Genomic DNA, 21,577 nt, shown 5'->3' with positions numbered 1-21,577 from the left:
CGGCACACGCCGTTCTTCAACAACTACCGCCCGCAGTTCTACTTCCGCACCACCGACGTGACCGGTGTGGTGACGCTGCCGGAGGGCACCGAGATGGTGATGCCCGGTGACAACACGAACATCTCGGTGAAGCTGATCCAGCCCGTCGCCATGGACGACGGTCTGCGGTTCGCGATCCGTGAGGGCGGCCGCACCGTCGGCGCCGGCCGGGTCGTCAAGATCATCAAGTAGTTTCCGCTTCAGCGATAAAGCCCGGGCTGCCGAATCAGGCAGTCCGGGCTTTATGCTTCGCGAACGCGCCGACTCAGCTAACATTTTCGTCATTGCGCGTCGGTGGCCCCGATGGTGGCCAGGGAGGTTCCCGTATGTCGTTCGTAAACGCGACACCGGAGTACATTTCCGCTGCAGCGACGGACTTGGCCAATATCGGGGCGATTATCACCTCGGCTAACACGGCGGCCTCGGTCCCCACGTCGAGCATGTTGGCGCCCGGCTCCGACGAGGTGTCGGCCAGCGTTGCGGCACTCTTCGGCGCGCACTCGCAGGTCTATCAGGCGCTGAGCATCTAGCCCGCCGCGTTTCACAGCCAATTCGTGCAGCTGATGAACGGCGGCGCGGTGCAGTACGCGGCCACCGAGGCCGCCAACGTCGCGCCGCTGCAGACCATGGCCGCGGCGCCCGCTTCGATGGGCGCGCAGGTCCCGGCCGCGGCCGCGGGTCTACTGGGCGGTTCCGTTTCGGCCGCCCCGACGGCGCCCCTGACATCGGCGGTCGCTTCAGCATCGGCGGTCGCCCCGGCGCCGGCAGGCGCCGCGTCGATCGCGGCGGCTCCGGCATCGGCCACGCTCACCTCGACCGTCGCCCCGGTCGCCCCGACGCGAGCGGTGACGCCCGCCTACGCGGCAGCCACCACGGCGACGGCGCCGACGCCGACACCGGCCAGCACGATTTCGGCTCCGGCAGTGGAGGCCACTCCCGCCTCCACCATGCCGGTGTCGCCCGGCACCCCGGTGGTGGCCTCGCCCCACTCATCGGCGCCGGCTGCTCCCGCGGCGTCGTCGAAGAGCCAGGCGCCGCCGCCGGTTCGACTCAAGGTGGATTAGGCCCGGCACTCCCGGCGAGGCGAGGAGACGCACGTGTTGGCGCGCTACCTGAAGGCGCAGTTGGTGGTTCTGCTGTGCGGCGGCCTGGTCGGGCCGATTTTCCTGGTCGTGTACTTCGTCCTCGGGCTCGGCAGCCTGCTGCAGTGGATGCTCTACGTGGGTCTGCTCATCACCGTTGCCGACGTGGTGATCGCGATCGCGTTGGCCAACTACGGGGCGAAGTCGTCGGCGAAGAACGCGGAGCTCGAGCAGAACGGCGTGCTGGCGCTCGCGCAGATCACCGGCATCACCGAGACCGGCACGTGGGTCAACAACCAACAGGTCATCAAGGTGCACCTGCACATCTCCGGTCCCGGGTTGTTGCCGTTCGACAGTGAAGACCGGGTCATCGCCAGCGTCACCCGGCTCGGCAATCTCAACGCCCGCAAGGTCGTCGTCCTGGTCAACCCGACCACCGGCGAATACCGAATTGACTGGGAGCGAAGCGCTTTGGTCAACGGCCTGGTGCCCGCGCAGTTCACGGTGGCGGAAGACAACAAGACCTACGACCTCAGCGGGCAAGCCGGGCCGCTGATGGAGATCCTGCAGATCCTCAAGGCCAACGGCGTTCCGCTCAACCGCATGGTCGACATCCGGACGAACCCCGCGTTGCGCCAGCAGATTCAGGCGGTGGTGCGCCGCGCGGTCCAGAACCAGGCCCCCACCCCGCAGCCGGCACCCGCGGGCGGGCCGGCGCCGGTGGTCACCCCGCCGCAACCGTCGATCGCTCAGCGGCTGCAGGAATTGGAGACGTTACGGGCCGGCGGCGCGCTGACCGACGAGGAATACAACAGTCGCCGCGCCCAGATCATCGCCGAGATCTGATTCCGACGCCGAGCTAGAACACGTTTCAGTTTCGCTGCTAGCCTTGCTTGTCTATTTCGGTGATGGAAGGGGCGAAGGCGTGACTGGATCGCTGCAGGGACGGGTGGCGTTCATAACCGGCGCTGCCCGGGCCCAGGGACGGGCGCATGCGGTGCGGCTGGCCCGCGAGGGTGCCGACGTCATCGCGCTGGACATCTGCGCGTCCGCGTCCGACACGGTGACCTACACCCCGGCCACCCCCGAGGACCTCAACGAGACCGTGCGCCTCGTCGAAGCCGAGGGCCGCAAGATATTGGCCCGCCAGGCCGACATTCGCGACGACGCCGCGCTGAAGCAACTGGTGGCCGAGGGCGTCGAACAATTCGGCCGGCTCGACATCGTGGTGGCCAACGCGGGAGTGCTGAGCTGGGGTCGGGTTTGGGAGCTCACCGATGAGCAGTGGAACACCGTCATCGACATCAACCTGACCGGCACCTGGCGCACGCTGCGTGCCACCATTCCCGCGATGATCGAGGCGGGTAACGGCGGCTCCATCGTGGTCGTCAGCTCGTCGGCCGGAGTGAAAGCCACACCGGGCAACGGGCATTACTCGGCCAGCAAACACGGACTCACCGCGCTGACCAACACGCTCGCGATCGAGCTCGGCGAATTCGGTATCCGGGTCAACAGCATCCATCCGTATTCGATCGACACGCCGATGATCGAACCGGACGCGATGATGCAGATTTTTGCCAAGTACCCCAACTTCGTGCACAGCTTTCCCCCAATGCCGTTGCAGCCCAACGGCTTCATGTCGGCCGAGGAAGTATCGGACGTTGTCGTATGGCTTGCCGGCGACGGCGCGGGCACCGTGACGGGCACGCAGGTCCCGGTAGACAAGGGCGCCTTGAAGTACTGATTCGCGATCGTGTATGAACAGCACGTGACCGCTAGCGAACACGAGGACAAGGCCGGCCCGGGGTCGGACAAAGGGTCGGACAAAGGGATTGTGATCGTCGGCGGCGGCCTCGCGGCCGCCCGGACCGCCGAGCAATTGCGGCGGTCGGAGTACACCGGGCCGATCACGATCGTCAGTGACGAGGTGCATGTTCCCTACGACCGGCCACCGTTGTCCAAAGAGGTGTTGCGCAAAGAGGTCGACGACGTCGCCCTCAAACCGCGCGAGTGGTACGACGAGCAGAACATCACCCTGCGACTGGGTGCGGCCGCCACCGGCCTGGACACCGCCGCGCAGACGGTGACGCTGTCCGACGGAGCCGTGATCGGCTACGACGAACTGGTCATCGCGACCGGGCTGGTGCCGCGGCGCATTCCGGCCTTCCCGGATCTCGAGGGCATTCGGGTGCTCCGCTCGTTCGACGAGAGCATGGCGCTGCGCGAGCACGCAACGGCCGCGCAGCGCGCCGTTATCGTCGGGGCCGGCTTCATCGGGTGTGAGGTCGCCGCCAGCTTGCGCAGCCTTGGAGTGGAGGTGGTCCTCGTCGAGCCGCAGCCGACACCGCTGGCCGCGGTGCTCGGCGAGCAGATCGGCGAGTTGGTCGCGCGGCTGCACCGCGAGGAGGGCGTCGATGTCCGCCTCGGTGTCGGGGTGGCCGAGGTGCGCGGCGAAGGACACGTCGACACCGTGGTGCTGGACGACGGCACCGAGCTGCCGGCCGACGTGGTGGTCGTCGGGATCGGCTCGAAGCCGGCGACGGAATGGCTCGCGGGCACCGGCATCGAGGTCGACAACGGCGTGATCTGCGACGAGGCCGGACGCACCAGCGTGCCGAACGTGTGGGCGTTGGGCGACGTGGCGTCCTGGCGGGACTTGATGGGACACCAAGCGCGCGTTGAACATTGGAGCAACGTCGCTGACCAGGCGCGCGTCGTCGTCCCCGCGATGCTGGGGCAGGACGTGCCGGATATCGTTGTCGTTCCGTACTTTTGGAGCGACCAATACGACGTCAAGATCCAGTGCCTTGGGGAGCCGGAGGCCACCGACACCGTCCATGTCGTCGAGGACGACGGCCGCAAGTTCCTCGCGTACTACGAGCGCGACGGAGTGCTGGTCGGTGTGGTCGGCGGCGGGATGCCCGGCAAGGTCATGAAGGCACGCGGCAAGATTGCGGCCGGCGCGCCCATTGCCGATGTGCTCGGCTAGGCCGTCAGCTAGGCCGTAGCCCCCGCGTAGGCGGCGCTCGGGATTTCGATGTTGCGGATCACCGTGCCGAGTTGATCGGCCACGCCGGGTGCGGCGGCGACGGTCGATGCGGACCGGTGGGTGTGGGGATTGCCCTGTGCGTCGAAGAGTTGGGCGCCGGCCTCGCGGGCGATCAGCGTTCCCGCGGCGGTGTCCCACGGCTTGTTGGACATCATCACGCAGGCGTCCAGTGCGCCTTCGGCGACGAAGGCGAGGTCCAGGGTCGCCGCCCCGATCATCCGGATCCGCTCGACGCGGGGCACCAGCTCGCCGGTGAGCGCGAGTCGCTGCAGGTTCTGCGAGGCGGCCTCGTGGCCGACGGCATAGTCGCCGAGCGACACGATGGACCCGCTGAGGCTGTCGGTATCGCTGGCCGTGATCCGTTGTCCATTGAGGAATGCACCGGTGTGTTTGACGGCGTGGTAGGTCCTGCCCAGCAGGGGGGCGTTGGTGACGGCGACGACGGTTTCGCCACCGCACAGCAGTGCCAGCGATACGGCACACAGCGGCAGTCCGTGTACGAAATTGGACGTGCCGTCGATGGGATCGAGAACCCAGAGCCATTCGGCCGCGTTGATGTCGGGCTGATTCTCGGACTCTTCGGCCAGCAGGGCGATATCGGGCGTGCACCGGGCCAGGTAGGCGTCGATGTCCCGCTGAATTCCGAGGTCGATGTCGGTGACCAGATCGCGGTCACCTTTGTGCTGTACGGAGCCCGGTTGCGACTTCTTGAGAGTAGTGGCGCCGATTTGCGTTGCTTGCCAGGCTATTTCGAAAAGCTCTTGAATGGTCTTCATAAGGCAGGATTGCCTCGCTTCCAGTGGTATTCGAACACTCAGGTAACGGCGGAAGAGTCGGTCAGGTTTGTGTTGCTGCGGTCCGAGCCTAAAGGGTGCCGAATTGCGTGCTGTATCTACCCCACAACGGTGGTGTTAAGCCTCGACCACCATGCCGAGGTGCCACGCGCGACTTGGGCTGTACCACAACCTGATTCGATGGTGACCGACGTCACGAAAGCTCGTCGCTTCAGTGCGCACCCCGCGGGAAGGATGAGCGGCGTGGTCGAGGTCACAACATTGCCAGTTTTAGCGCTGCCAAAAGCATTGTGCTGGAAATACGTAACGGCATCGAGTGAGACTTTTTGCTTTTCCGACATCGATCGCGCGGCTTGTGCGTTCGCCGAGAAGCTCCGCTACTGTCTTCAACGACCGACGCCGTGAGCCGCAAGCCATGGGTATGGATTTTCGTATTCGATTGCGGCATTTGTGCAATGGGGCACCCACGGTCCGGCTTAACGGTTGCCGGTGACGCGGTCTTCATCGAAAAATTCAGTACGCAATTTGCAGGTAGGTGAGAGAACTAGTGACAGTGATTGATGAGCTCCCCAGCTCGCCGAGCGCGATTCCGACCGTCGCACTCAACGACGAGGCGAAGATGCCCGTGCTTGGCCTGGGGGTGGCCAAGTTGTCCGATGAGGAGACGGAAAGCTCGGTACTCGCGGCGCTGGAAGCGGGCTGCCGCCTCATCGACACCGCCGCCTCGTACGGAAACGAAATCGCCGTCGGCCGTGCGATAGCCGCCTCCGGCGTTGCGCGCGAAGAGCTCTTCGTCGCCACCAAGCTGGGCACCTCGAAGCAGGGCTTCCACACAGCCCAGGAATCTTGCAAGCAGAGCCTGGACAGGCTCGGGCTGGATTACCTGGACCTCTACCTGATCCACTGGCCGGCGCCGAAGCTCGGCAAGTACGTGGAGAGCTTCGAGGGCATGATGACGGCCCGCGAGCAGGGTCATGTCCGCTCGATCGGTGTCTGCAACTTCACCGAAGAACTTCTCGCGACGGTCATCGACGAGACCGAAGAGGTGCCCGCCGTGAACCAGGTCGAGCTGCACCCCCGCCTGAATCAGGCCGAGCTGCGGCAGGCCCACCTCGAGCACGACGTCCAGACACAGTCCTACAGTCCGCTCGGGGTCGGCAGGATGCTCGAGGACCCAACCGTCACGTCGATCGCCGCCGAGTACAACCGCTCGCCCGCCCAGGTGCTGGTCCGCTGGAACCTGCAGCTGGACAACGTCGTCGTGTCGCGGTCGTCAAGGCCCGAACGCGTCGCCCAGAACCTGGACGTTTTCGACTTCACCCTGGCGCCGGAGCACATGGTCGCCATCGAGGCTCTGCATGACGGCACCCGGGTGCTACACGACCCGATGACGTTCATGGGAACGTAGTAGTCGAGGATCGCGGCACAGCCGAAATGCCGGACATAGCACGGTATTTCGGCTGTGTTTTGCTATAGCCAGTTCACGGGCGGGCCGTGCGGATGACACTCGCCGAGGACCCGCTTCTCGCCGCCCGGCCAGCGACGGGCTCGTATAAGGAACTTGATCGGCGAGCCAGGCCCGTCGCGCGCCGGCTCCATCGTGAGGTGGGCGAACGGTGATCGGGTGCTTGCGCGTTCGCCCAGCGCGTCCACGTGTGCACCGACCGCATCCCGTTGTTCGGCGGACAGGTACTGCCACGTGATCGAGTGCCACAACACCGTCAGGGCGTCGTCCGCCAGTGTCAGACCGGCGACCGCGTCGGCCGCCGTCCTGCGCTCCAGTCTTGCCGGGACGGCGCGGGCGACCTCGATGGCGCCGCGCAGCCGCTGCAGCCGCGCCTGCTGGTCGGGCCAGACGTAGCTCACCACCGCCATCTCGCCGTCGGTGCCGGTGACGTCGATGGGCGCGATGTCGTATCCATGCCGCTCGACGATGCGCATCCCGCCGTCGGGCGGCAGCACGCCCTGCCACGCATCGTCGATGGTCACCGGCGAGTCGGCCGGTCCCCACTGGAAATCGGCGAAGCGATAGCGGTAGTGGTCGGCCCGCAGGTTCAGGCCGGCGCTCGTCCCGATCTCGAAAAGCCTTACCGGCAACTTGAATTCATTGATGCGCAGCAGTCCGCCGATCAGCGCGGCGGATCGGCCGACCTCGTTGGTCTGCGGTGGCTGATCCAGGGCCGAGCGCAGCGCAGCGGAGTGGCCCGCCGCCACACCCAGAATCTCCGGCCAGGCGGACCCGGCGTCCCAGGTGCCGCCGGTGCTCGGATACCAGCGGCGCAGTTGCGCCGCCCGGCCGTCGAGCACCAGCCGGTGCAGCCCGCCGAGCAACCGAAGCGGCACGGCGTCGCGCGACGGATCCTCCTCGTGGCCGGACAGGATGGCCGCGAACACCCCACCGGCCTCGACGTCCTTGGCCACCAGCTCGAAAAGCTCCCCGTACATCGCCGAACCCGAGGCGGCGCAGAACAACCCCTGTGACCGCAGCGTGTGCACCAGGTGCTCGCGATTCACGGACGCAGACCGTTCAGCCCGGCGCCGACCACATCGAAGGCGTTGCCGAGTGCGCTCGGCAACGGGACGGATTCGTCGCCGAGCCAATGTTCGTAGGCCGACAGCGCCACGCCGAGCATCGTCCACGCGACGGTCTGAGGGAGTAGGTCGGTGGTCTTGCAATCCCATCGGTGCGCCACGAAACCGGCGATCACCTCGCGCCAGCCGGCGTACATCGTCATCGAATAGGCCTGCAACTCGGCGGTTTGCAGGATGACGCGCATCCGCTGTCGGTGCCGTGCCGTCTCGGATTCGTCAAAGGTGTTGAACGCCAACAGCGCTGCGCGCAAAGCCTCGCTCAGCGAGACTTCGGGGTCGACGTCGTCGAGCAGGTCGCGCAGGTGCGCGAGGTGGGTGTCGAAATCGCCCCAGGGGATGGCGTTCTTGGACGCGTAATAGCGGAACAGCGTCCGGCGCGAGATGCCGGCGGCCTGCGCGACGTCGTCGACGCTGACCTCCGCGAAGCCTCGGGCGGTGAACAGCTCAATGGCAACGTCGGTGATCTGGTGCGGGGTCGTCGAGCGGCGCCGGCCCACTCGCGACTGCGGCATCATCCGCCCCCGCCCTTCCATTTCGGCACTCGATGCCATATTCTGGCACGACTGTGACTCAGACCCCATAGTCGTCGAGCCCCGCGGAAAGGTAAATGCGCATGGACAACGAAAACCAGACCGAAACCGAACTCGTCACTGAGACTCTGGTCGAAGAGGTGTCGATCGACGGCATGTGCGGGGTCTACTGACCGTGCCTGCACCCGCGCAGGCGGCCGGGGTGGACACCCTGTTCGATCCTGATCGCGGCTGGCGGTTGCACCCACAGGTGGCGGTTCGACCGGAACCTTTCGGCGCACTGCTCTATCACTTCGGCACCCGCAAGCTGTCCTTCCTGAAGAACCGCACCATTCTCACGGTGGTGCGGTCACTGGAAGAACACCCCGACATCCGGTCGGCCTGCCGCGCCGCGGGCGTGGATGACGCCGAGCAGGGCCCGTACCTGCACGCGCTGGGGGTGCTGGCCGAATCCCGAATGCTGGTGCCCCAGGAGGACCAACAATGACAACAGCGGCCGTGCCGCGGCTCGTCGAGCAGTTCGAAAGCGGACTGGACGCGCCGATCTGCCTGACCTGGGAGCTGACGTACGCGTGCAACCTGGCCTGCGTGCACTGCCTGTCCTCGTCGGGCAAACGGGACCCGCGGGAATTGTCCACCCGCCAATGCATGGACATCATCGATGAGCTGGAACGCATGCAGGTGTTCTACGTCAACATCGGTGGCGGCGAACCCACTGTGCGCCCGGACTTTTGGGAGTTGGTCGACTACGCCACGGCCCATCATGTCGGCGTGAAGTTCTCCACCAACGGGGTGCGGATAACCCCCGAGATCGCCGCGCGGCTTGCTGCCAGCGACTACGTGGATGTGCAGATCTCGCTCGACGGAGCCACCGCCGAGGTCAACGACGCCGTGCGCGGGCCCGGGTCGTTCGCCATGGCGATGTGCGCGCTGGAGAACCTGGCCGCCGCCGGTTTCTCCGATGCCAAGATCTCGGTGGTCGTCACCCGGAACAACGTCGACCAGCTCGATGAATTCGCGGCATTGGCGAGCCGTTACGGCGCCACGCTGCGGATCACCAGGCTGCGTCCGTCGGGGCGTGGCGCGGATGTCTGGGACGAGCTGCATCCGACCGCCGCCCAGCAGGTGACGCTCTACGAATGGCTGGTCGCCAAGGGCGAGGGGGTGCTCACCGGTGACTCCTTCTTCCACCTGGCGCCGCTGGGCTCCTCCGGTGCGCTGGCTGGCTTGAACATGTGCGGCGCCGGCCGGGTGGTGTGCCTGATCGACCCCGTCGGTGACGTGTATGCCTGCCCGTTCGCCATCCACGACCGGTTCCTGGCCGGAAATGTGCTGTGCGACGGCGGATTTGACAACGTCTGGAAGAATGCCCCCCTGTTTCGTGAGTTGCGCGAGCCGCAGTCCGCGGGTGCCTGCGGCGGATGTGAGCACTACGACAGTTGCCGGGGAGGCTGCATGGCGGCCAAATTCTTCACCGGCCTGCCGATCGACGGCCCCGATCCGGAATGCGTGCAAGGGCACAGCGCGCCGGCGCTGTCGCGAGAGCGCTCCAAGCCGCGGGCCCGTGGCGACCACTCCCGTGGGCGGCGCGAACCGGTGCCGCTGAAATTGACCGCGCGGCCGCCGGTTCGCCTGTGCGACGAAAGCCCGCTGTAACCATGGCCGACGAATGGTTCGAAACGGTCGCGATCGCCCAGCAACGCGCGAAGCGTCGCTTACCGAAGTCCGTTTATTCCTCGTTGCTCTCGGCCAGCGAAAAGGGAATCACGGTGACCGACAATGTCGAAGCATTCGGCGAACTTGGTTTCGCGCCCCATGTCGTCGGTGCGCAGGAAAAGCGCGATTTGTCGACGACCGTAATGGGACAAGACATTTCGTTGCCGGTGATCATTTCGCCGACCGGCGTCCAAGCGGTCGACCCGGACGGCGAGGTGGCCGTCGCGCGGGCGGCGGCGGCACGGGGCACGGCCATGGGCCTGTCCTCTTTCGCCAGTAAACCGATCGAGGAGGTCACCGCCGCCAACCCCAAGGTCTTCTTCCAGGTGTACTGGCTCGGCGGGCGCGACGCGATCGCCGAGCGGGTGGAGCGCGCACGCGCGGCCGGCGCCGTCGGTCTGATCGTGACCACGGATTGGACGTTCTCGCATGGCCGGGACTGGGGCAGCCCGAAGATCCCCGAGGAGATGAACCTGCGGGCCATTGTGCGGTTTTCTCCGGAGGCGATCGTCCGGCCGCGGTGGCTGTGGAAGTTCGGTAAGACGCTGAGACCTCCAGAGCTGCGAGTGCCCAATCAGGGCCGCCGCGGCGAGCCCGGTCCTGCCTTCTTCGCGGCATACGGGGAGTGGATGGGGACGCCGCCGCCCACCTGGGAGGACATCGCGTGGCTGCGCGAGCTCTGGGGGGGACCGTTCATGCTCAAGGGCGTGATGCGCGTCGACGACGCGAAAAGGGCCGTCGATGCGGGTGTTTCGGCGATTTCGGTGTCTAACCATGGGGGCAACAACCTGGATGGCACGCCGGCGTCGATTCGTGCCCTGCCCGCGATCGCCGAGGCGGTCGGCGGTCAAGTGGAGGTCCTGCTGGACGGCGGCATCCGCCGCGGCGGCGACGTCGTCAAGGCGGTGGCCCTCGGGGCGCGCGCCGTGATGATCGGCCGTGCGTACCTGTGGGGCCTCGCCGCGGCCGGCCAGGCCGGGGTCGAGAACGTCCTCGACATCCTGCGCGGTGGTATCGACTCGGCGCTCATCGGTCTCGGGCATTCCACCATTCACGAGCTGAGCCCCGACGACATTCTGATTCCGGACGGTTTCACCCGTGTCCTCGGCGCGCCGCTGTGAATTCTTACTATGTTGGCAACTTTAGCCGTAATTGGATTGCGCGGACCGCTGCGGTCGGTCGTCGAATTCGTGGTGCACGCGGGGTCACCGTGACGAAAGAGCCGCCAATTTCGACCCGCCGGTGAACGGACCAGAAAAAAATTAGTTTGTGGGGACAACAATTGGTGCACGCCAGGTGAATTCGTCCTACCATCAGCCAGTGCCCGTACTCGGCGAATTAGGAGCGTCGACGTCGAGCCAGCTGTCAAGCATCTCGCCGTCGATATTGGTCCCGCTGGGGTCGACCGAACAACACGGTCCGCATCTGCCGTTGGACACCGACACCCGAATCGCGACCGCGGTCGCCCGGGAAGCCCTGGCCGGTCTGGGTACCCGCCTCGAGCCGCAGTGGTCGGTGGCGCCGGCCCTCGCCTACGGCGCCAGCGGTGAGCACCAAGACTTCCCCGGAACGATCTCCATCGGCACCGAAGCCCTGACGACGCTACTGGTCGAATACGGCAGGTCGGCCGCCTGCTGGGCGCATCGCCTGGCCTTCGTCAACGGGCACGGCGGCAATGTCGGCGCGTTGAGCGCCGCGGTGCGCCAACTGCGCTCCGAAGGCCGAGACGTCGGATGGTGTCCCTGCGTTGTTCCCGGCGGCGATGCCCACGCCGGTCATACCGAGACATCACTGTTGCTGCACATCTCCCCGGCCGACGTGCTGACCGACCGCTGGCTCGCCGGCAACCGGGCGCCGTTGCCCGAATTGCTGCCGTCGATGCGCCGCGAAGGGATCGCGGCGGTCAGCCGGGTGGGTGTCCTCGGGGATCCGACCACCGCAACCGCCGCCGAGGGCGGCCGCATCTTCGCGGATATGGTGGACGACTGTGTGCGCCGAGTCGTCCGCTGGCTGCCGGGGCGGAACGGGATGTTGACATGACCCAGACCCGGTTGCCGGACGGGTTCGCCGTTCAGGTCGATCGGCGCGTGCGGGTACTCGGCGACGGCTCGGCCCTGCTCGGCGGCTCGCCGACCCGCCTCCTGAAGTTGGCTCCCGCCGCTGCGGACATGCTGTCCGATGGTCGGCTCAAGGTTCGCGACGACGTCAGCGCCCAACTGGCCCGCACCTTGCTGGACGCCACGGTGGCGCATCCCCGGCCCGCGGGCGGGCCGTCGCACCGCGACGTGACCGTGGTAATCCCCGTGCGCGACAACCTACTTGGGGCACGACGTTTGGTCAGCTCACTGCGCGGCCTGCGCGTCATCGTGGTCGACGACGGGTCGTCAACCCCGATCGAGCCGGAAGACTTCGTCGGCGCGCACTGCGATATCGAAGTATTGCGCCACCTTCACAGCAAGGGTCCGGCGGCCGCTCGCAACACGGGCCTGGCGGCGTGCACCACGGACTTCGTCGCTTTCCTAGACTCCGACGTCGCGCCGCGCCGGGGCTGGTTGGAAGCCTTGCTCGGTCACTTCTGCGATCCCACCGTCGCGCTGGTCGCACCGCGCATCATCGGCTTTTCGCAGAGCGAGAACCTGGTGGCGCGCTACGAGGCGGTGCACTCGTCCCTGGATCTGGGCGAGCGCGAAGCGCCGGTGTTGCCCCACAGCACGGTGTCCTACGTGCCCAGTGCGGCGATCATCTGTCGCTGCTCGGCGATCCGTGAGGTCAACGGGTTCGACGAGACCCTGCCGGCCGGCGAGGACGTCGATCTGTGCTGGCGGCTCGTCGAGGCAGGCGCCAGGCTGCGGTATGAGCCAATCGCGCTGGTCGCCCATGATCACCGCACCGAACTACGGGACTGGCTGGCGCGCAAGGCCTTTTACGGCGGTTCGGCGGCTCCGCTGTCGGTGCGCCACCCGGACAAGACGGCACCCGTGGTGATCTCCGGCTGGGCGTTGATGGCCTGGATTCTCATGGCGTTAGGGACCACTCTCGGTCAATTGGCCTCCATCCTGGTCGCGGTGTTGACGGGACGGCGGATCGCCAAGGCCATGCGGAGCGCCGAGACTTCGCTCGCCGATGTCCTGGTGATCGCAACCCGCGGTCTATGGTCGGCGGCGCTGCAACTGGCGTCGGCACTTTGCCGGCACTATTGGCCCCTGGCATTGTTCGCCGCGCTGGTGTCGCGTCGCTGTAGACACGTCGTGCTGGTCGCGGCCGTGATGGACGGCGTCGTGGACTGGCTCCGGCGCCGCGATGGCACCGGCGATGAGGCCGAGCCGATCGGGCTGCCGACCTATCTGTTGCTCAAGCGTGTCGACGACCTTGCCTACGGCCTCGGGCTGTGGTGGGGCGTATTGCGCGAACGTAACCTCCGCGCGCTCAAACCGCAGATTCGGAGCTAGCAACGCCTTGACGTCGCCTTGAGCAGAGCCGTCCCGCACAGCGATGTGCTGATTGTGGGTGCCGGCAGCGCTGGATCGGTTGTGGCAGAGCGTCTTTCCGCCGAGTCCAACCGCAGGGTGACCGTGCTGGAGGCGGGGCCCGCACTCGCCGACCCGGAGCTGCTCGCTCGGACTGCCAATGGGTTGCAACTGCCGATCGGCGTCGGTAGCCCATTGGTCCGGCGTTATCTCACCCGGCTCACCGATCGACACGCCTTGAAGCTGCCGATCGTGCGTGGCTCGACGGTCGGCGGTTCCGGAGCGGTCAACGGGGGCTATTTCTGTCGAGGCCTGAGACGCGATTTCGAGCGCGTAGCGCTGCCGGGCTGGGGCTGGTCGGACGTGCTGGAGAGCTTCCGCGCCATTGAGACCGACCTTGATTTCGACGGTCCCGCCCACGGCGGCAGCGGCCCGATCCTGGTTCGTCGGACGCGCGAAATGACCGGCACCAGCAAACGTTTCGTCGCCGCCGCCGAGCAAGCCGGGTTTGACTGGATGGTCGATCTCAATGATGTTGGGCCGGAACCGGTTGCGGGGGTCGGCGCCGTACCGCTCAACATCGTCGACGGCGTACGTATCGGGTCGGGCGCCGGATATCTGCTTCCCGCGCTGGAACGATCGAATCTCACATTGCTTGCACAGACGCGTGCGGTGCGATTGAGCTTCTCCCGTGGTGTGGCGGTGGGTGTCGACGTCGTCGGCCCGCACGGGCCGATGACGCTCGGTGCCAGCCGAATAGTGTTGTGCTGCGGTGCGATCGAGTCGGCGCACCTGCTGATGCTGTCCGGCATCGGTGACGAAGCAACGCTGCGTGCCGTCGGCGTACCGGTGATGGCTGACCTGCCCGTGGGCATGTTCTGCAGCGATCACCCCGAATGGGTGCTGCCCACCAACTGGGTGGTTGCGCCGGGGCGGCCCGTGGTGGAGGTGGTGCTCACGACCGATGATGATCTCGAGATTAGGCCCTATACAGGTGGTTTCGTTGCGATGACCGGAGACGGCACCGCCGGGCATCCCGATTGGCCGCACATCGGCGTGGCGCTCATGCAGCCCCGGGCGCGAGGGCGAGTGACACTGGTTTCGCCGGATCCGGACAAGCCGCCGCTTATCGAACATCGATACGACAGCGAGCCCGACGACATCGCGGCATTGCGTCGAGGCACCGACTTGGCCCGCGAGTTAGCAGGTGCGGCAACTCATGTCGGTCCGCCGGTGTGGTCCACATCCCAACACCTCTGCGGCACAGCGCCAATGGGTGCCGACGGTGACCCACACGCGGTTGTCGATCCGTGCTGCCGAGTCTATGGCGTCGAAAACCTCTGGGTGATCGATGGTTCCGTCCTGCCGCAGATCACGAGCCGCGGCCCGCACGCATCGATTGTGATGCTCGGCCATCGGGCCGCGAAATTCGTTGAGTGAGTAGCGATCTGCCCGAAGTGTCGGTGGACTCGCGCTGTGGCCGAATCAGGCTGAGTAGTAGTAGTGCGGCGTTTCGAGATGCTCGACGGTTTCCGCCGCCTGCTGCCTGGCAGGTTCGGCCGGCCCACCGGTCGCCGGCGAATACGGCGGCGTTGCTGGCGAGTATCCAGACGCCGTCGCTGCCGGGGCCGCCGACAGCGGTGTGGTGGGCAGCGCGGTCAAGGGCGAAAACTGGGCGGCTTCAGCCGACAGTGTCGTGATCGGCGCGGCCGCACCCGCCAAGCTTGTCGGCACCGCCGGCCCCGCCGGTGCATACGCCGGCGTGGCCGCCTGCAACGCGCTTACCGGCGCACCGGCCGGCCCAAGCGCCGATCCGGCGGCCGCCACCGCGGCACTCGCGCCGGTCGGGACGTAGGCAGCCGGCGCCGATGCGGGCGGAGTCGCCGCCAGGTACGCCGCCGCCGGTGTGGCCGGCGCTGCACCACCTGCCAGGCCGCCCATCGCCGCCGGCACTCCTGCCGCCGCCGACGCCGCGGATGCTGCGCTGCCGAGCAGAGGCTGCGCGGTGGTCGCGGCTTGGGCGGCCTGGCTGGGCGCCCCGCTCAGCAGATTGTGACCTACGGTCTGCAGAGGGCTGGCGTTGGTGGCCTCGGCGAGGGCGTATTGCTCCCCACCGGCGCTCATCAGCTGGACGAACTGGGTGTGGAACGCCTCCGCCGCGGCGCTGAGCGCCTGATAGGCCTGGGCGTGCGCGCCGAACAGCGCCGCGATGCTCGCCGACACCTCGTCGGCGCCGGACGGCAGCACGCTTGATGCCGGACCCAACGCCGCGGAGTTGGCGTCGCTGATCGCGGATCCGATATTCGCCAGATCCGTAGCTGCGGACGCCACGTACTCCGGCGCTGCGATCACATAGGACATTCCGCTCCGCTCCCCCGGATAGGTTTCTACGTTGTTCGCCCCCCGACGAACCCGCTTTATCGCATGTTATCGGCCGCTGCGGGTCCGCAGGGGCATTCTTATCCGATCCACAGACTGCCGATTGGGGCTCGTAGCCTGGCGGCGGGACACTATCCGGCGCATCGGGCTTAACTGTTGCCCGTCGCGTCCCGGCGCCCACAGTACGATGAGGACCGCGGCGACCGCAACGATCACGGCCAACACCGTCATCGACGCGTGCATGGCAGTCACGAACGCCGCTTTGCTCATCTCGGCCAGCCGGCCACCCTGCGGACCGAGTTTCCCCGCCACCTCCATCGCCTTGGCCAACGAGTCAGTGGCCGGGCCGCGAACCGCGGCGGGGAACCCACCCAGACCCGGTGCCAGCTCGTGGGAATAGCGTCCGGCCAGTATCGAGCCCGCCACGGCGATCCCCAGCGCCCCGCCCATCTCCCGCGAAGTGTCGTTGACCGCGGAGGCGACCCCTTGCTTTTCGTCCGGAACCGCACCCATGATCGCCGCCGTCGTGGGCGCGGTGCAGAAACCGATGCCGGTGCTGAGTATCAGAGAGGGCCAGGCCAAATCGAGAAACGTCGGATGCAGGTCGAGCGTCCGCATGCTGGCGAAGCCCACCGCCATCAGCAGCGTTCCCAGGAATAACACCAGCCGCAAACCCAGCTTTGGCACGTACCAGAACGACAACGCCGAAAAGATGCCCAGCGGCAGCATGAAGGGGCCGAACGCCATCGCGGTCATCAGGGGTGAGTAACCCATGATCTGCTGGACGTACTGAATACCCAGGTAGAAGAAGCCAAAGGTGGCGCCGAACAGGACGACGATCGTCGCGACGCCGGTAGCGAACCCCGGGTCGCCGAACAGTCGCACGTCGAGAAGCGGATGGCGGTCACGCTTTGCGAGCCGGAATTCGACCACACCGAACACCACGGCGATGACAACTCCCGCGACGAGTCCGCCCCAGACCAACGGATCGCTCCATCCGCGGTTCGGCGCTTCCAGGATCGCCGCCACCGCGATCGCCACCGCCACGCCGATCAGGAAGGCGCCCAGTGAGTCGATCCGGGGGGCGCCGATGTCGCGCGACGATGCGACGGTGCAGGCCAGCGCGAAGATCACCAGGGCGGCGATGCCCAGTGACAAGAAGATGGCGTGCCAGTCCCAAAACCGAAGCAGCACACCAGAACCGAGCATTCCCAGCACACCGCCGGAACCGGCGGTACCCGCCCAGATACCGACAGCCTTGATACGTTCCGCTTTCGGATAGGCCACGGTCAGTAACGACAGCGTCGCCGGCATGACGAAGGCGGCGCCGACACCGGCCACCGTCCGGCCCGCGATGATCTGGGTCGGGCTGTGCAGTAACGCCGGCGCGATCGAGCCCAGCGCGAAAACCACCAAACCGACAAGCAACGCACCCCGCCGGCCATACCGGTCCCCGATCGCGCCAGCGGGCAGCAGCAAGCATGCCAGCGCCACGGTGTAACCGTCGACGACCCAGGTCAATTGCGACTGGGTGGCCGAGGTGGCGACGGCGAGGTCCCCTAGCGCGGTGTTCAACGCCGTCATCGACGCGACCACCAACCCCACGCCCATGCAGGCGACGGCAAGCGTCCAGTTTCTTGCTCGGGCGCTACCGCCGAGGCCCGGCGCATCGCTACGCTGATCGGGTCTGACCAGGATTTCGACCATAAAAAGCGCCTCCCTTTCGGTGGCGTGAGTTTCAAGACCAGCAGTCTTGTAGGTAGACCAATAGTTCCGTATCGAAACAGGGAGGTGGCTCACAATTACCGGCGAGGCGACCGATCCCCGACCCGCGCGGTCCCGGGCCCGTTTGCTGGAAGCCGCCACCGCCCTGCTGCGTTCCGGGGGGCCCAGCGCGGTGACCGTCGACGCCGTCATCCGGAGCGCCAATGTGGCCAGAGCCACCCTCTATCGCCACTTCCCCAGCGGAAATGATTTGCTGGCAGCGGCGTTCAGCAGCCTCATCCCGCCGTCGCCGACGCCTCCGAAGGAGGGCTCGTTACGGGATCGGCTCATCGCCGTGGTGCTGGCCCAGGCCGACGCGGTGGCCCAGGCGCCCGCCGTGATGACCGCCATGTCCTGGCTATCCCTGGGCCGCGACCTGGAAGGCTTGCCCGAACCTCGTCACACCCGCGCGGCCAGCGCGTCGATCACCACGTTGCGGGAGCGCATCGCGCAGCAGTATGCCGCGCCGTTCGATGCGATATTCGATAGCCCGGATGCGGCCGAACTGGGGGAGGTCGACCGATCACGCGCTATCGCACTGCTGATCGGCCCCCTGGTGCTGGGCCGCCTGTCCACCTTGCCCGACTTCGACTACGGCGAATGCGCACGCGCCGCCGTCGACGGTTTCCTGCACGTTCAGCGTGCCCAACATAGAGCCAGCGCAGCCAGCACCCAATCGGCAGGTGCTTGACCGGTTGCGCCCCCAGCTGAGCGACGTTCGACGCCATCCGCGCTGACTCGCGCAGCGATTGATGCGCCGTGGTAGACAGGTCGATTGGCGCGTCGGCGGGCCCCGACAATGCAGGCCGGCGGGATTTGGCCCATCCGGTGGTTGTCAGGCATACTGTTCAGGTTGCCCTGCGCCAGGTTCCGCCTGGCCGAGCATACGACCAGCGCCCAAACGGGCGCGTCCGGTCCCATCCTTGAGCGCGGCCAATGCGGTCGCTTCGAGGCTGCGCAAAGGTGACACGCCCGAGCGCGGGGGCCGGTGGACCACGACAGGTAAACAGCGGCGCAGTATCCGGCGCGACCCCCGATCGGCCCACCACGGCCGGACCGAGGGGCGCGCCGGGGGCACTGAGACATGGATGTAAGCGACACGGATGTAAGCCCGGATGCCGGGCTTCAAGACGGAGTGAGGGCAGGAGAAGCGTGGCGGGACAAAAGATCCGCATCAGGCTTAAGGCCTACGACCATGAGGCCATCGACGCATCGGCGCGCAAGATCGTCGAGACCGTCGTCCGCACGGGTGCCAGCGTCGTAGGTCCGGTGCCGCTGCCGACCGAGAAGAACGTGTATTGCGTCATCCGCTCCCCGCATAAGTACAAGGACTCGCGGGAGCACTTCGAAATGCGCACCCACAAGCGGTTGATCGACATCCTCGATCCCACGCCGAAGACCGTTGACGCGCTGATGCGCATCGATCTTCCGGCCAGTGTCGACGTCAACATCCAGTAGGAGATTCCAGAGCAATGGCTGAGGCTAGGAAAGGAATCCTGGGCACCAAGCTGGGCATGACGCAGGTATTCGACGAAAACAACCGTGTCGTGCCGGTGACGGTGGTCAAGGCGGGGCCGAACGTGGTGACACGCATTCGGACCCCGGAGCGCGACGGCTACAGCGCCGTTCAGTTGGCCTACGGGGAGATCAGCCCGCGCAAGGTCAACAAGCCGGTCACCGGTCAGTACTCCGCGGCCGGCGTCAACCCACGCCGGTACCTGGCCGAACTGCGGCTGGACAACCCGGACGCCGCCGCCGAATACGAGGTGGGCCAGGAGCTGACCGCCGAGATCTTCGCCGACGGCACCTATGTCGACGTGACGGGCACCTCCAAGGGCAAAGGCTTCGCCGGCACCATGAAGCGGCACGGGTTCCGCGGCCAGGGCGCCAGCCACGGGGCGCAGGCGATCCACCGTCGTCCGGGCTCTATCGGCGGATGCTCCACCCCCGCGCGGGTTTTCAAGGGCACCCGGATGGCCGGCCGCATGGGCAACGACCGGGTTACCGTTCAGAACCTGTTGGTGCACAAGGTCGATACCGAGAACGGCGTGCTGTTGATCAAGGGCGCCGTCCCCGGTCGCACCGGTGGACTCGTCATGGTCCGCAGCGCGATCAAACGAGGTGAGAACTGATGGCTGAGCAAAAGGCCCTGAAGATCGACGTGCGGACACCCGACGGCAACGTCGACGGCTCCATTGAGCTGCCGGCCGAATTGTTCGACGCGCCGACCAATGTCGCACTGATGCACCAGGTGGTCACCGCGCAACGGGCGGCGGCACGCCAGGGCACACACTCGACCAAAACTCGGGGCGAGGTCAGCGGCGGCGGCCGCAAACCGTACCGGCAGAAGGGAACCGGACGCGCCCGGCAGGGTTCGACGCGCGCCCCGCAGTTCACCGGCGGTGGCATCGTGCACGGCCCGAAGCCGCGGGACTACAGCCAGCGCACACCGAAGAAAATGATCGCTGCGGCCTTGCGCGGAGCGCTCTCGGACAGGGCGCGCAACGGGCGCATCCACGCCGTCACCGAGTTGGTGTCGGGCCAGACGCCTTCGACCAAGAGCGCCAAGGCATTTCTGGGCAGCCTGACCGATCGCAAGCAGGTGCTTGTGGTCATCGGGCGCACCGATGAGACCGGCGCGAAAAGCGTCCGCAACCTGCCCGGCGTGCATGTCCTTGCCCCGGACCAGCTCAACACGTACGACGTGCTGCGCTCCGATGACGTCGTGTTCAGCGTCGAGGCGCTCAACGCCTACATCGCGGCTCACACCGCGGCCGACACTGCAACTTCCGAGGAGGTCTCGGCCTGATGGCTACCGTCGCTGACCCCCGCGACATCATCCTGGCGCCGGTCATCTCGGAGAAGTCCTATGGGCTTCTCGACGAGAACGTGTACACCTTCGTGGTGCACCCCGACTCCAACAAGACGCAGATCAAGATCGCTGTCGAAAAGATCTTTTCCGTCAAGGTCGCGTCGGTGAACACCGCCAACCGGCAGGGGAAGCGCAAGCGCACCCGGACCGGATACGGCAAGCGCAAGAACACCAAGCGTGCCATCGTCACCTTGGCGCCCGGCAGCAAGCCGATCGACCTCTTCGGCGCACCGAGCTAGAAAGAGCTGACCACACATGGCAATTCGTAAGTACAAGCCGACGACCCCCGGTCGTCGCGGGGCCAGCGTGTCCGACTTCGCCGAGATCACGCGTTCGGAGCCGGAGAAGTCGCTGGTGCGGCCGCTGCACGGGCACGGCGGTCGAAACGCGCACGGGCGGATCACCACCCGGCACAAAGGCGGCGGTCACAAGCGCGCCTATCGGGTGATCGACTTCCGTCGCAACGACAAGGACGGTGTCAACGCCAAGGTCGCGCACATCGAGTACGACCCGAACCGCACCGCCAACATCGCCTTGTTGCACTACCTGGACGGCGAAAAGCGCTACATCATTGCCCCACTTGGTCTCTCGCAGGGCGACGTGGTGGAGTCGGGCGCCAATGCCGACATCAAGCCGGGCAACAACCTGCCGCTGCGCAACATCCCGGCCGGCACGTTGATCCACGCGGTGGAGCTGCGGCCGGGCGGGGGCGCCAAACTCGCGCGGTCGGCCGGCTCGAGCATCCAGCTGCTCGGCAAGGAGGGCAGCTACGCGTCGCTGCGCATGCCCAGCGGTGAGATCCGACGCGTCGACGTGCGCTGCCGCGCGACGGTCGGCGAGGTGGGCAACGCGGAGCAGGCAAACATCAACTGGGGCAAGGCCGGCCGGATGCGGTGGAAGGGCAAGCGCCCGTCCGTCCGCGGTGTTGTCATGAACCCGGTGGACCACCCGCACGGTGGCGGTGAGGGTAAGACCTCCGGTGGCCGCCACCCCGTCAGCCCCTGGGGTAAGCCCGAGGGCCGCACCCGCCACCCGAACAAGCTCAGCAACAAACTCATCGTCCGGCGCCGGCGCACCGGCAAGAAGCACTCGCGGTAGCGCGATGAAGGAAGCTCAGGAGTAGCAGATGCCACGCAGCCTGAAAAAGGGACCGTTCGTCGACGACCACCTGCTCAAGAAGGTGGACGTGCAGAACGAGAAGAACAGCAAGCAGGTCATCAAGACCTGGTCGCGTCGGTCGACGATCATTCCCGATTTCATCGGCCACACCTTCGCGGTGCACGACGGGCGCAA

General features: G+C 66.6%; 27 protein-coding genes and 1 pseudogene. 21 read left to right on the top strand and 7 right to left on the bottom strand.

Annotated features, from left to right (window positions below):
• A pseudogene (locus JO059_RS04515) lies at positions 1-231 on the top strand (elongation factor Tu); the annotation flags it as partial.
• Between the two features lie 134 nt (positions 232-365).
• Positions 366-569 carry a PE family protein gene (locus tag JO059_RS04510; protein WP_293314909.1) on the top strand — a complete coding sequence of 68 codons (204 nt, stop codon included), beginning with the start codon at positions 366-368 and terminating at the stop codon, positions 567-569.
• Positions 570-580: 11 nt separating this feature from the next.
• Here the strand turns inward: JO059_RS04510 and JO059_RS04505 are convergent, their stop codons facing one another.
• Together JO059_RS04505 and JO059_RS04500 are read right to left on the bottom strand one after the other, a co-directional pair.
• A complete protein-coding gene (locus JO059_RS04505; protein WP_293314908.1) occupies positions 581-844 on the bottom strand; it encodes a hypothetical protein in 264 nt (87 codons plus the stop codon).
• Between the two features lie 51 nt (positions 845-895).
• Complete coding sequence (locus JO059_RS04500; RefSeq protein WP_293314907.1) at positions 896-1,093, bottom strand: hypothetical protein; 198 nt, start codon at positions 1,091-1,093, stop codon at positions 896-898.
• Positions 1,094-1,136: 43 nt separating this feature from the next.
• On the opposite strand from JO059_RS04500, the gene JO059_RS04495 reads away from it, so the two are divergent.
• The 3 genes from JO059_RS04495 to JO059_RS04485 all read left to right on the top strand — a co-directional run bounded on the left by JO059_RS04495 (position 1,137) and on the right by JO059_RS04485 (position 4,110).
• Entirely contained in the window at positions 1,137-1,967 is an 831-nt protein-coding gene (locus tag JO059_RS04495; RefSeq protein WP_293314906.1) for an SHOCT domain-containing protein, read from the top strand.
• A 79-nt stretch (positions 1,968-2,046) separates the two neighbouring features.
• Positions 2,047-2,865: a mycofactocin-coupled SDR family oxidoreductase gene (locus tag JO059_RS04490; RefSeq protein ID WP_293314905.1), complete on the top strand. Its 819-nt coding sequence runs from the start codon at positions 2,047-2,049 to the stop codon at positions 2,863-2,865.
• Between the two features lie 24 nt (positions 2,866-2,889).
• Complete coding sequence (locus JO059_RS04485) at positions 2,890-4,110, top strand: FAD-dependent oxidoreductase (RefSeq protein ID WP_293314904.1); 1,221 nt, start codon at positions 2,890-2,892, stop codon at positions 4,108-4,110.
• Between the two features lie 8 nt (positions 4,111-4,118).
• Here the strand turns inward: JO059_RS04485 and JO059_RS04480 are convergent, their stop codons facing one another.
• Positions 4,119-4,946: an inositol monophosphatase family protein gene (locus JO059_RS04480; protein WP_293314903.1), complete on the bottom strand. Its 828-nt coding sequence runs from the start codon at positions 4,944-4,946 to the stop codon at positions 4,119-4,121.
• A gap of 198 nt (positions 4,947-5,144) precedes the next feature.
• Between JO059_RS04480 and JO059_RS04475 the strand changes: the two genes are divergently transcribed.
• Both JO059_RS04475 and JO059_RS04470 read left to right on the top strand, forming a co-directional pair.
• Entirely contained in the window at positions 5,145-5,369 is a 225-nt protein-coding gene (locus JO059_RS04475; protein ID WP_293314902.1) for a hypothetical protein, read from the top strand.
• Positions 5,370-5,511: 142 nt separating this feature from the next.
• Complete coding sequence (locus tag JO059_RS04470; RefSeq protein ID WP_293314901.1) at positions 5,512-6,372, top strand: aldo/keto reductase; 861 nt, start codon at positions 5,512-5,514, stop codon at positions 6,370-6,372.
• Between the two features lie 62 nt (positions 6,373-6,434).
• Here JO059_RS04470 and JO059_RS04465 read toward each other — a convergent pair whose 3' ends face one another.
• On the bottom strand, positions 6,435-7,478 hold the full coding sequence (locus JO059_RS04465) for a DUF2332 family protein (RefSeq protein ID WP_293314900.1): 1,044 nt from the start codon (positions 7,476-7,478) through the stop codon (positions 6,435-6,437).
• Positions 7,475-8,071, bottom strand: a complete 597-nt coding sequence (gene mftR / locus JO059_RS04460; protein ID WP_293314911.1) for a mycofactocin system transcriptional regulator — start codon at positions 8,069-8,071, stop codon at positions 7,475-7,477. Before mftR ends, JO059_RS04465 begins: the two co-directional genes overlap by 4 nt.
• Positions 8,072-8,169: 98 nt before the next feature.
• On the opposite strand from mftR, the gene mftA reads away from it, so the two are divergent.
• From mftA to mftG, 7 genes are all read left to right on the top strand, one after another.
• Positions 8,170-8,259 (top strand): mycofactocin precursor MftA, encoded by a 90-nt coding sequence (mftA, locus tag JO059_RS04455; RefSeq protein WP_036352637.1) that lies wholly within the window; start codon positions 8,170-8,172, stop codon positions 8,257-8,259.
• Positions 8,244-8,573 (top strand): mycofactocin biosynthesis chaperone MftB, encoded by a 330-nt coding sequence (gene mftB, locus JO059_RS04450; protein ID WP_293314899.1) that lies wholly within the window; start codon positions 8,244-8,246, stop codon positions 8,571-8,573. The genes mftA and mftB overlap by 16 nt, the downstream gene beginning before the upstream one ends.
• The gene (gene mftC / locus JO059_RS04445; RefSeq protein WP_293314898.1) at positions 8,570-9,742 is read left to right on the top strand and encodes a mycofactocin radical SAM maturase; all 1,173 of its coding nucleotides are present in this window, start codon (positions 8,570-8,572) and stop codon (positions 9,740-9,742) included. Before mftB ends, mftC begins: the two co-directional genes overlap by 4 nt.
• 2 nt (positions 9,743-9,744) lie before the next feature.
• On the top strand, positions 9,745-10,923 hold the full coding sequence (mftD, locus tag JO059_RS04440; protein WP_293314897.1) for a pre-mycofactocin synthase MftD: 1,179 nt from the start codon (positions 9,745-9,747) through the stop codon (positions 10,921-10,923).
• 175 nt (positions 10,924-11,098) lie between these two features.
• Positions 11,099-11,842 carry a mycofactocin biosynthesis peptidyl-dipeptidase MftE gene (gene mftE, locus JO059_RS04435; protein ID WP_293314896.1) on the top strand — a complete coding sequence of 248 codons (744 nt, stop codon included), beginning with the start codon at positions 11,099-11,101 and terminating at the stop codon, positions 11,840-11,842.
• Positions 11,839-13,251, top strand: a complete 1,413-nt coding sequence (gene mftF, locus JO059_RS04430; protein WP_293314895.1) for a mycofactocin biosynthesis glycosyltransferase MftF — start codon at positions 11,839-11,841, stop codon at positions 13,249-13,251. Before mftE ends, mftF begins: the two co-directional genes overlap by 4 nt.
• A gap of 18 nt (positions 13,252-13,269) precedes the next feature.
• A complete protein-coding gene (gene mftG / locus JO059_RS04425) occupies positions 13,270-14,709 on the top strand; it encodes a mycofactocin system GMC family oxidoreductase MftG (RefSeq protein ID WP_293314894.1) in 1,440 nt (479 codons plus the stop codon).
• A gap of 45 nt (positions 14,710-14,754) precedes the next feature.
• On the opposite strand, the gene JO059_RS04420 is transcribed toward mftG, so the two are convergent.
• Positions 14,755-15,630, bottom strand: coding sequence for a PE family protein (locus JO059_RS04420; RefSeq protein WP_293314893.1), 876 nt, complete (start codon positions 15,628-15,630; stop codon positions 14,755-14,757).
• A gap of 66 nt (positions 15,631-15,696) precedes the next feature.
• Complete coding sequence (locus JO059_RS04415) at positions 15,697-17,355, bottom strand: MFS transporter (RefSeq protein ID WP_293314892.1); 1,659 nt, start codon at positions 17,353-17,355, stop codon at positions 15,697-15,699.
• 142 nt (positions 17,356-17,497) lie between these two features.
• Between JO059_RS04415 and JO059_RS04410 the strand changes: the two genes are divergently transcribed.
• From JO059_RS04410 to JO059_RS04380, 7 genes are all read left to right on the top strand, one after another.
• Positions 17,498-18,103, top strand: a complete 606-nt coding sequence (locus tag JO059_RS04410; RefSeq protein WP_293314891.1) for a TetR/AcrR family transcriptional regulator — start codon at positions 17,498-17,500, stop codon at positions 18,101-18,103.
• 461 nt (positions 18,104-18,564) lie between these two features.
• The gene (gene rpsJ, locus JO059_RS04405) at positions 18,565-18,870 is read left to right on the top strand and encodes a 30S ribosomal protein S10 (protein WP_003873519.1); all 306 of its coding nucleotides are present in this window, start codon (positions 18,565-18,567) and stop codon (positions 18,868-18,870) included.
• A gap of 14 nt (positions 18,871-18,884) precedes the next feature.
• A complete protein-coding gene (rplC, locus tag JO059_RS04400; protein WP_293314890.1) occupies positions 18,885-19,544 on the top strand; it encodes a 50S ribosomal protein L3 in 660 nt (219 codons plus the stop codon).
• On the top strand, positions 19,544-20,221 hold the full coding sequence (rplD, locus tag JO059_RS04395) for a 50S ribosomal protein L4 (protein ID WP_293314889.1): 678 nt from the start codon (positions 19,544-19,546) through the stop codon (positions 20,219-20,221). The genes rplC and rplD overlap by 1 nt, the downstream gene beginning before the upstream one ends.
• Positions 20,221-20,523: a 50S ribosomal protein L23 gene (gene rplW / locus JO059_RS04390; RefSeq protein WP_293314888.1), complete on the top strand. Its 303-nt coding sequence runs from the start codon at positions 20,221-20,223 to the stop codon at positions 20,521-20,523. The genes rplD and rplW overlap by 1 nt, the downstream gene beginning before the upstream one ends.
• Before the next feature lie 16 nt (positions 20,524-20,539).
• Entirely contained in the window at positions 20,540-21,382 is an 843-nt protein-coding gene (gene rplB / locus JO059_RS04385) for a 50S ribosomal protein L2 (protein ID WP_293314887.1), read from the top strand.
• 28 nt (positions 21,383-21,410) lie between these two features.
• Positions 21,411-21,577: ribosomal protein S19 family protein (locus JO059_RS04380; RefSeq protein ID WP_293314910.1), on the top strand; the 167-nt coding region annotated here is incomplete at its 3' end.

Source organism: Mycobacterium sp., assembly GCF_019247615.1.
Taxonomy (GTDB): domain Bacteria; phylum Actinomycetota; class Actinomycetes; order Mycobacteriales; family Mycobacteriaceae; genus Mycobacterium.
The sequence above is the reverse complement of the archived record's forward strand: the minus strand, read 5'-3'. Positions and strand labels throughout refer to the sequence as shown.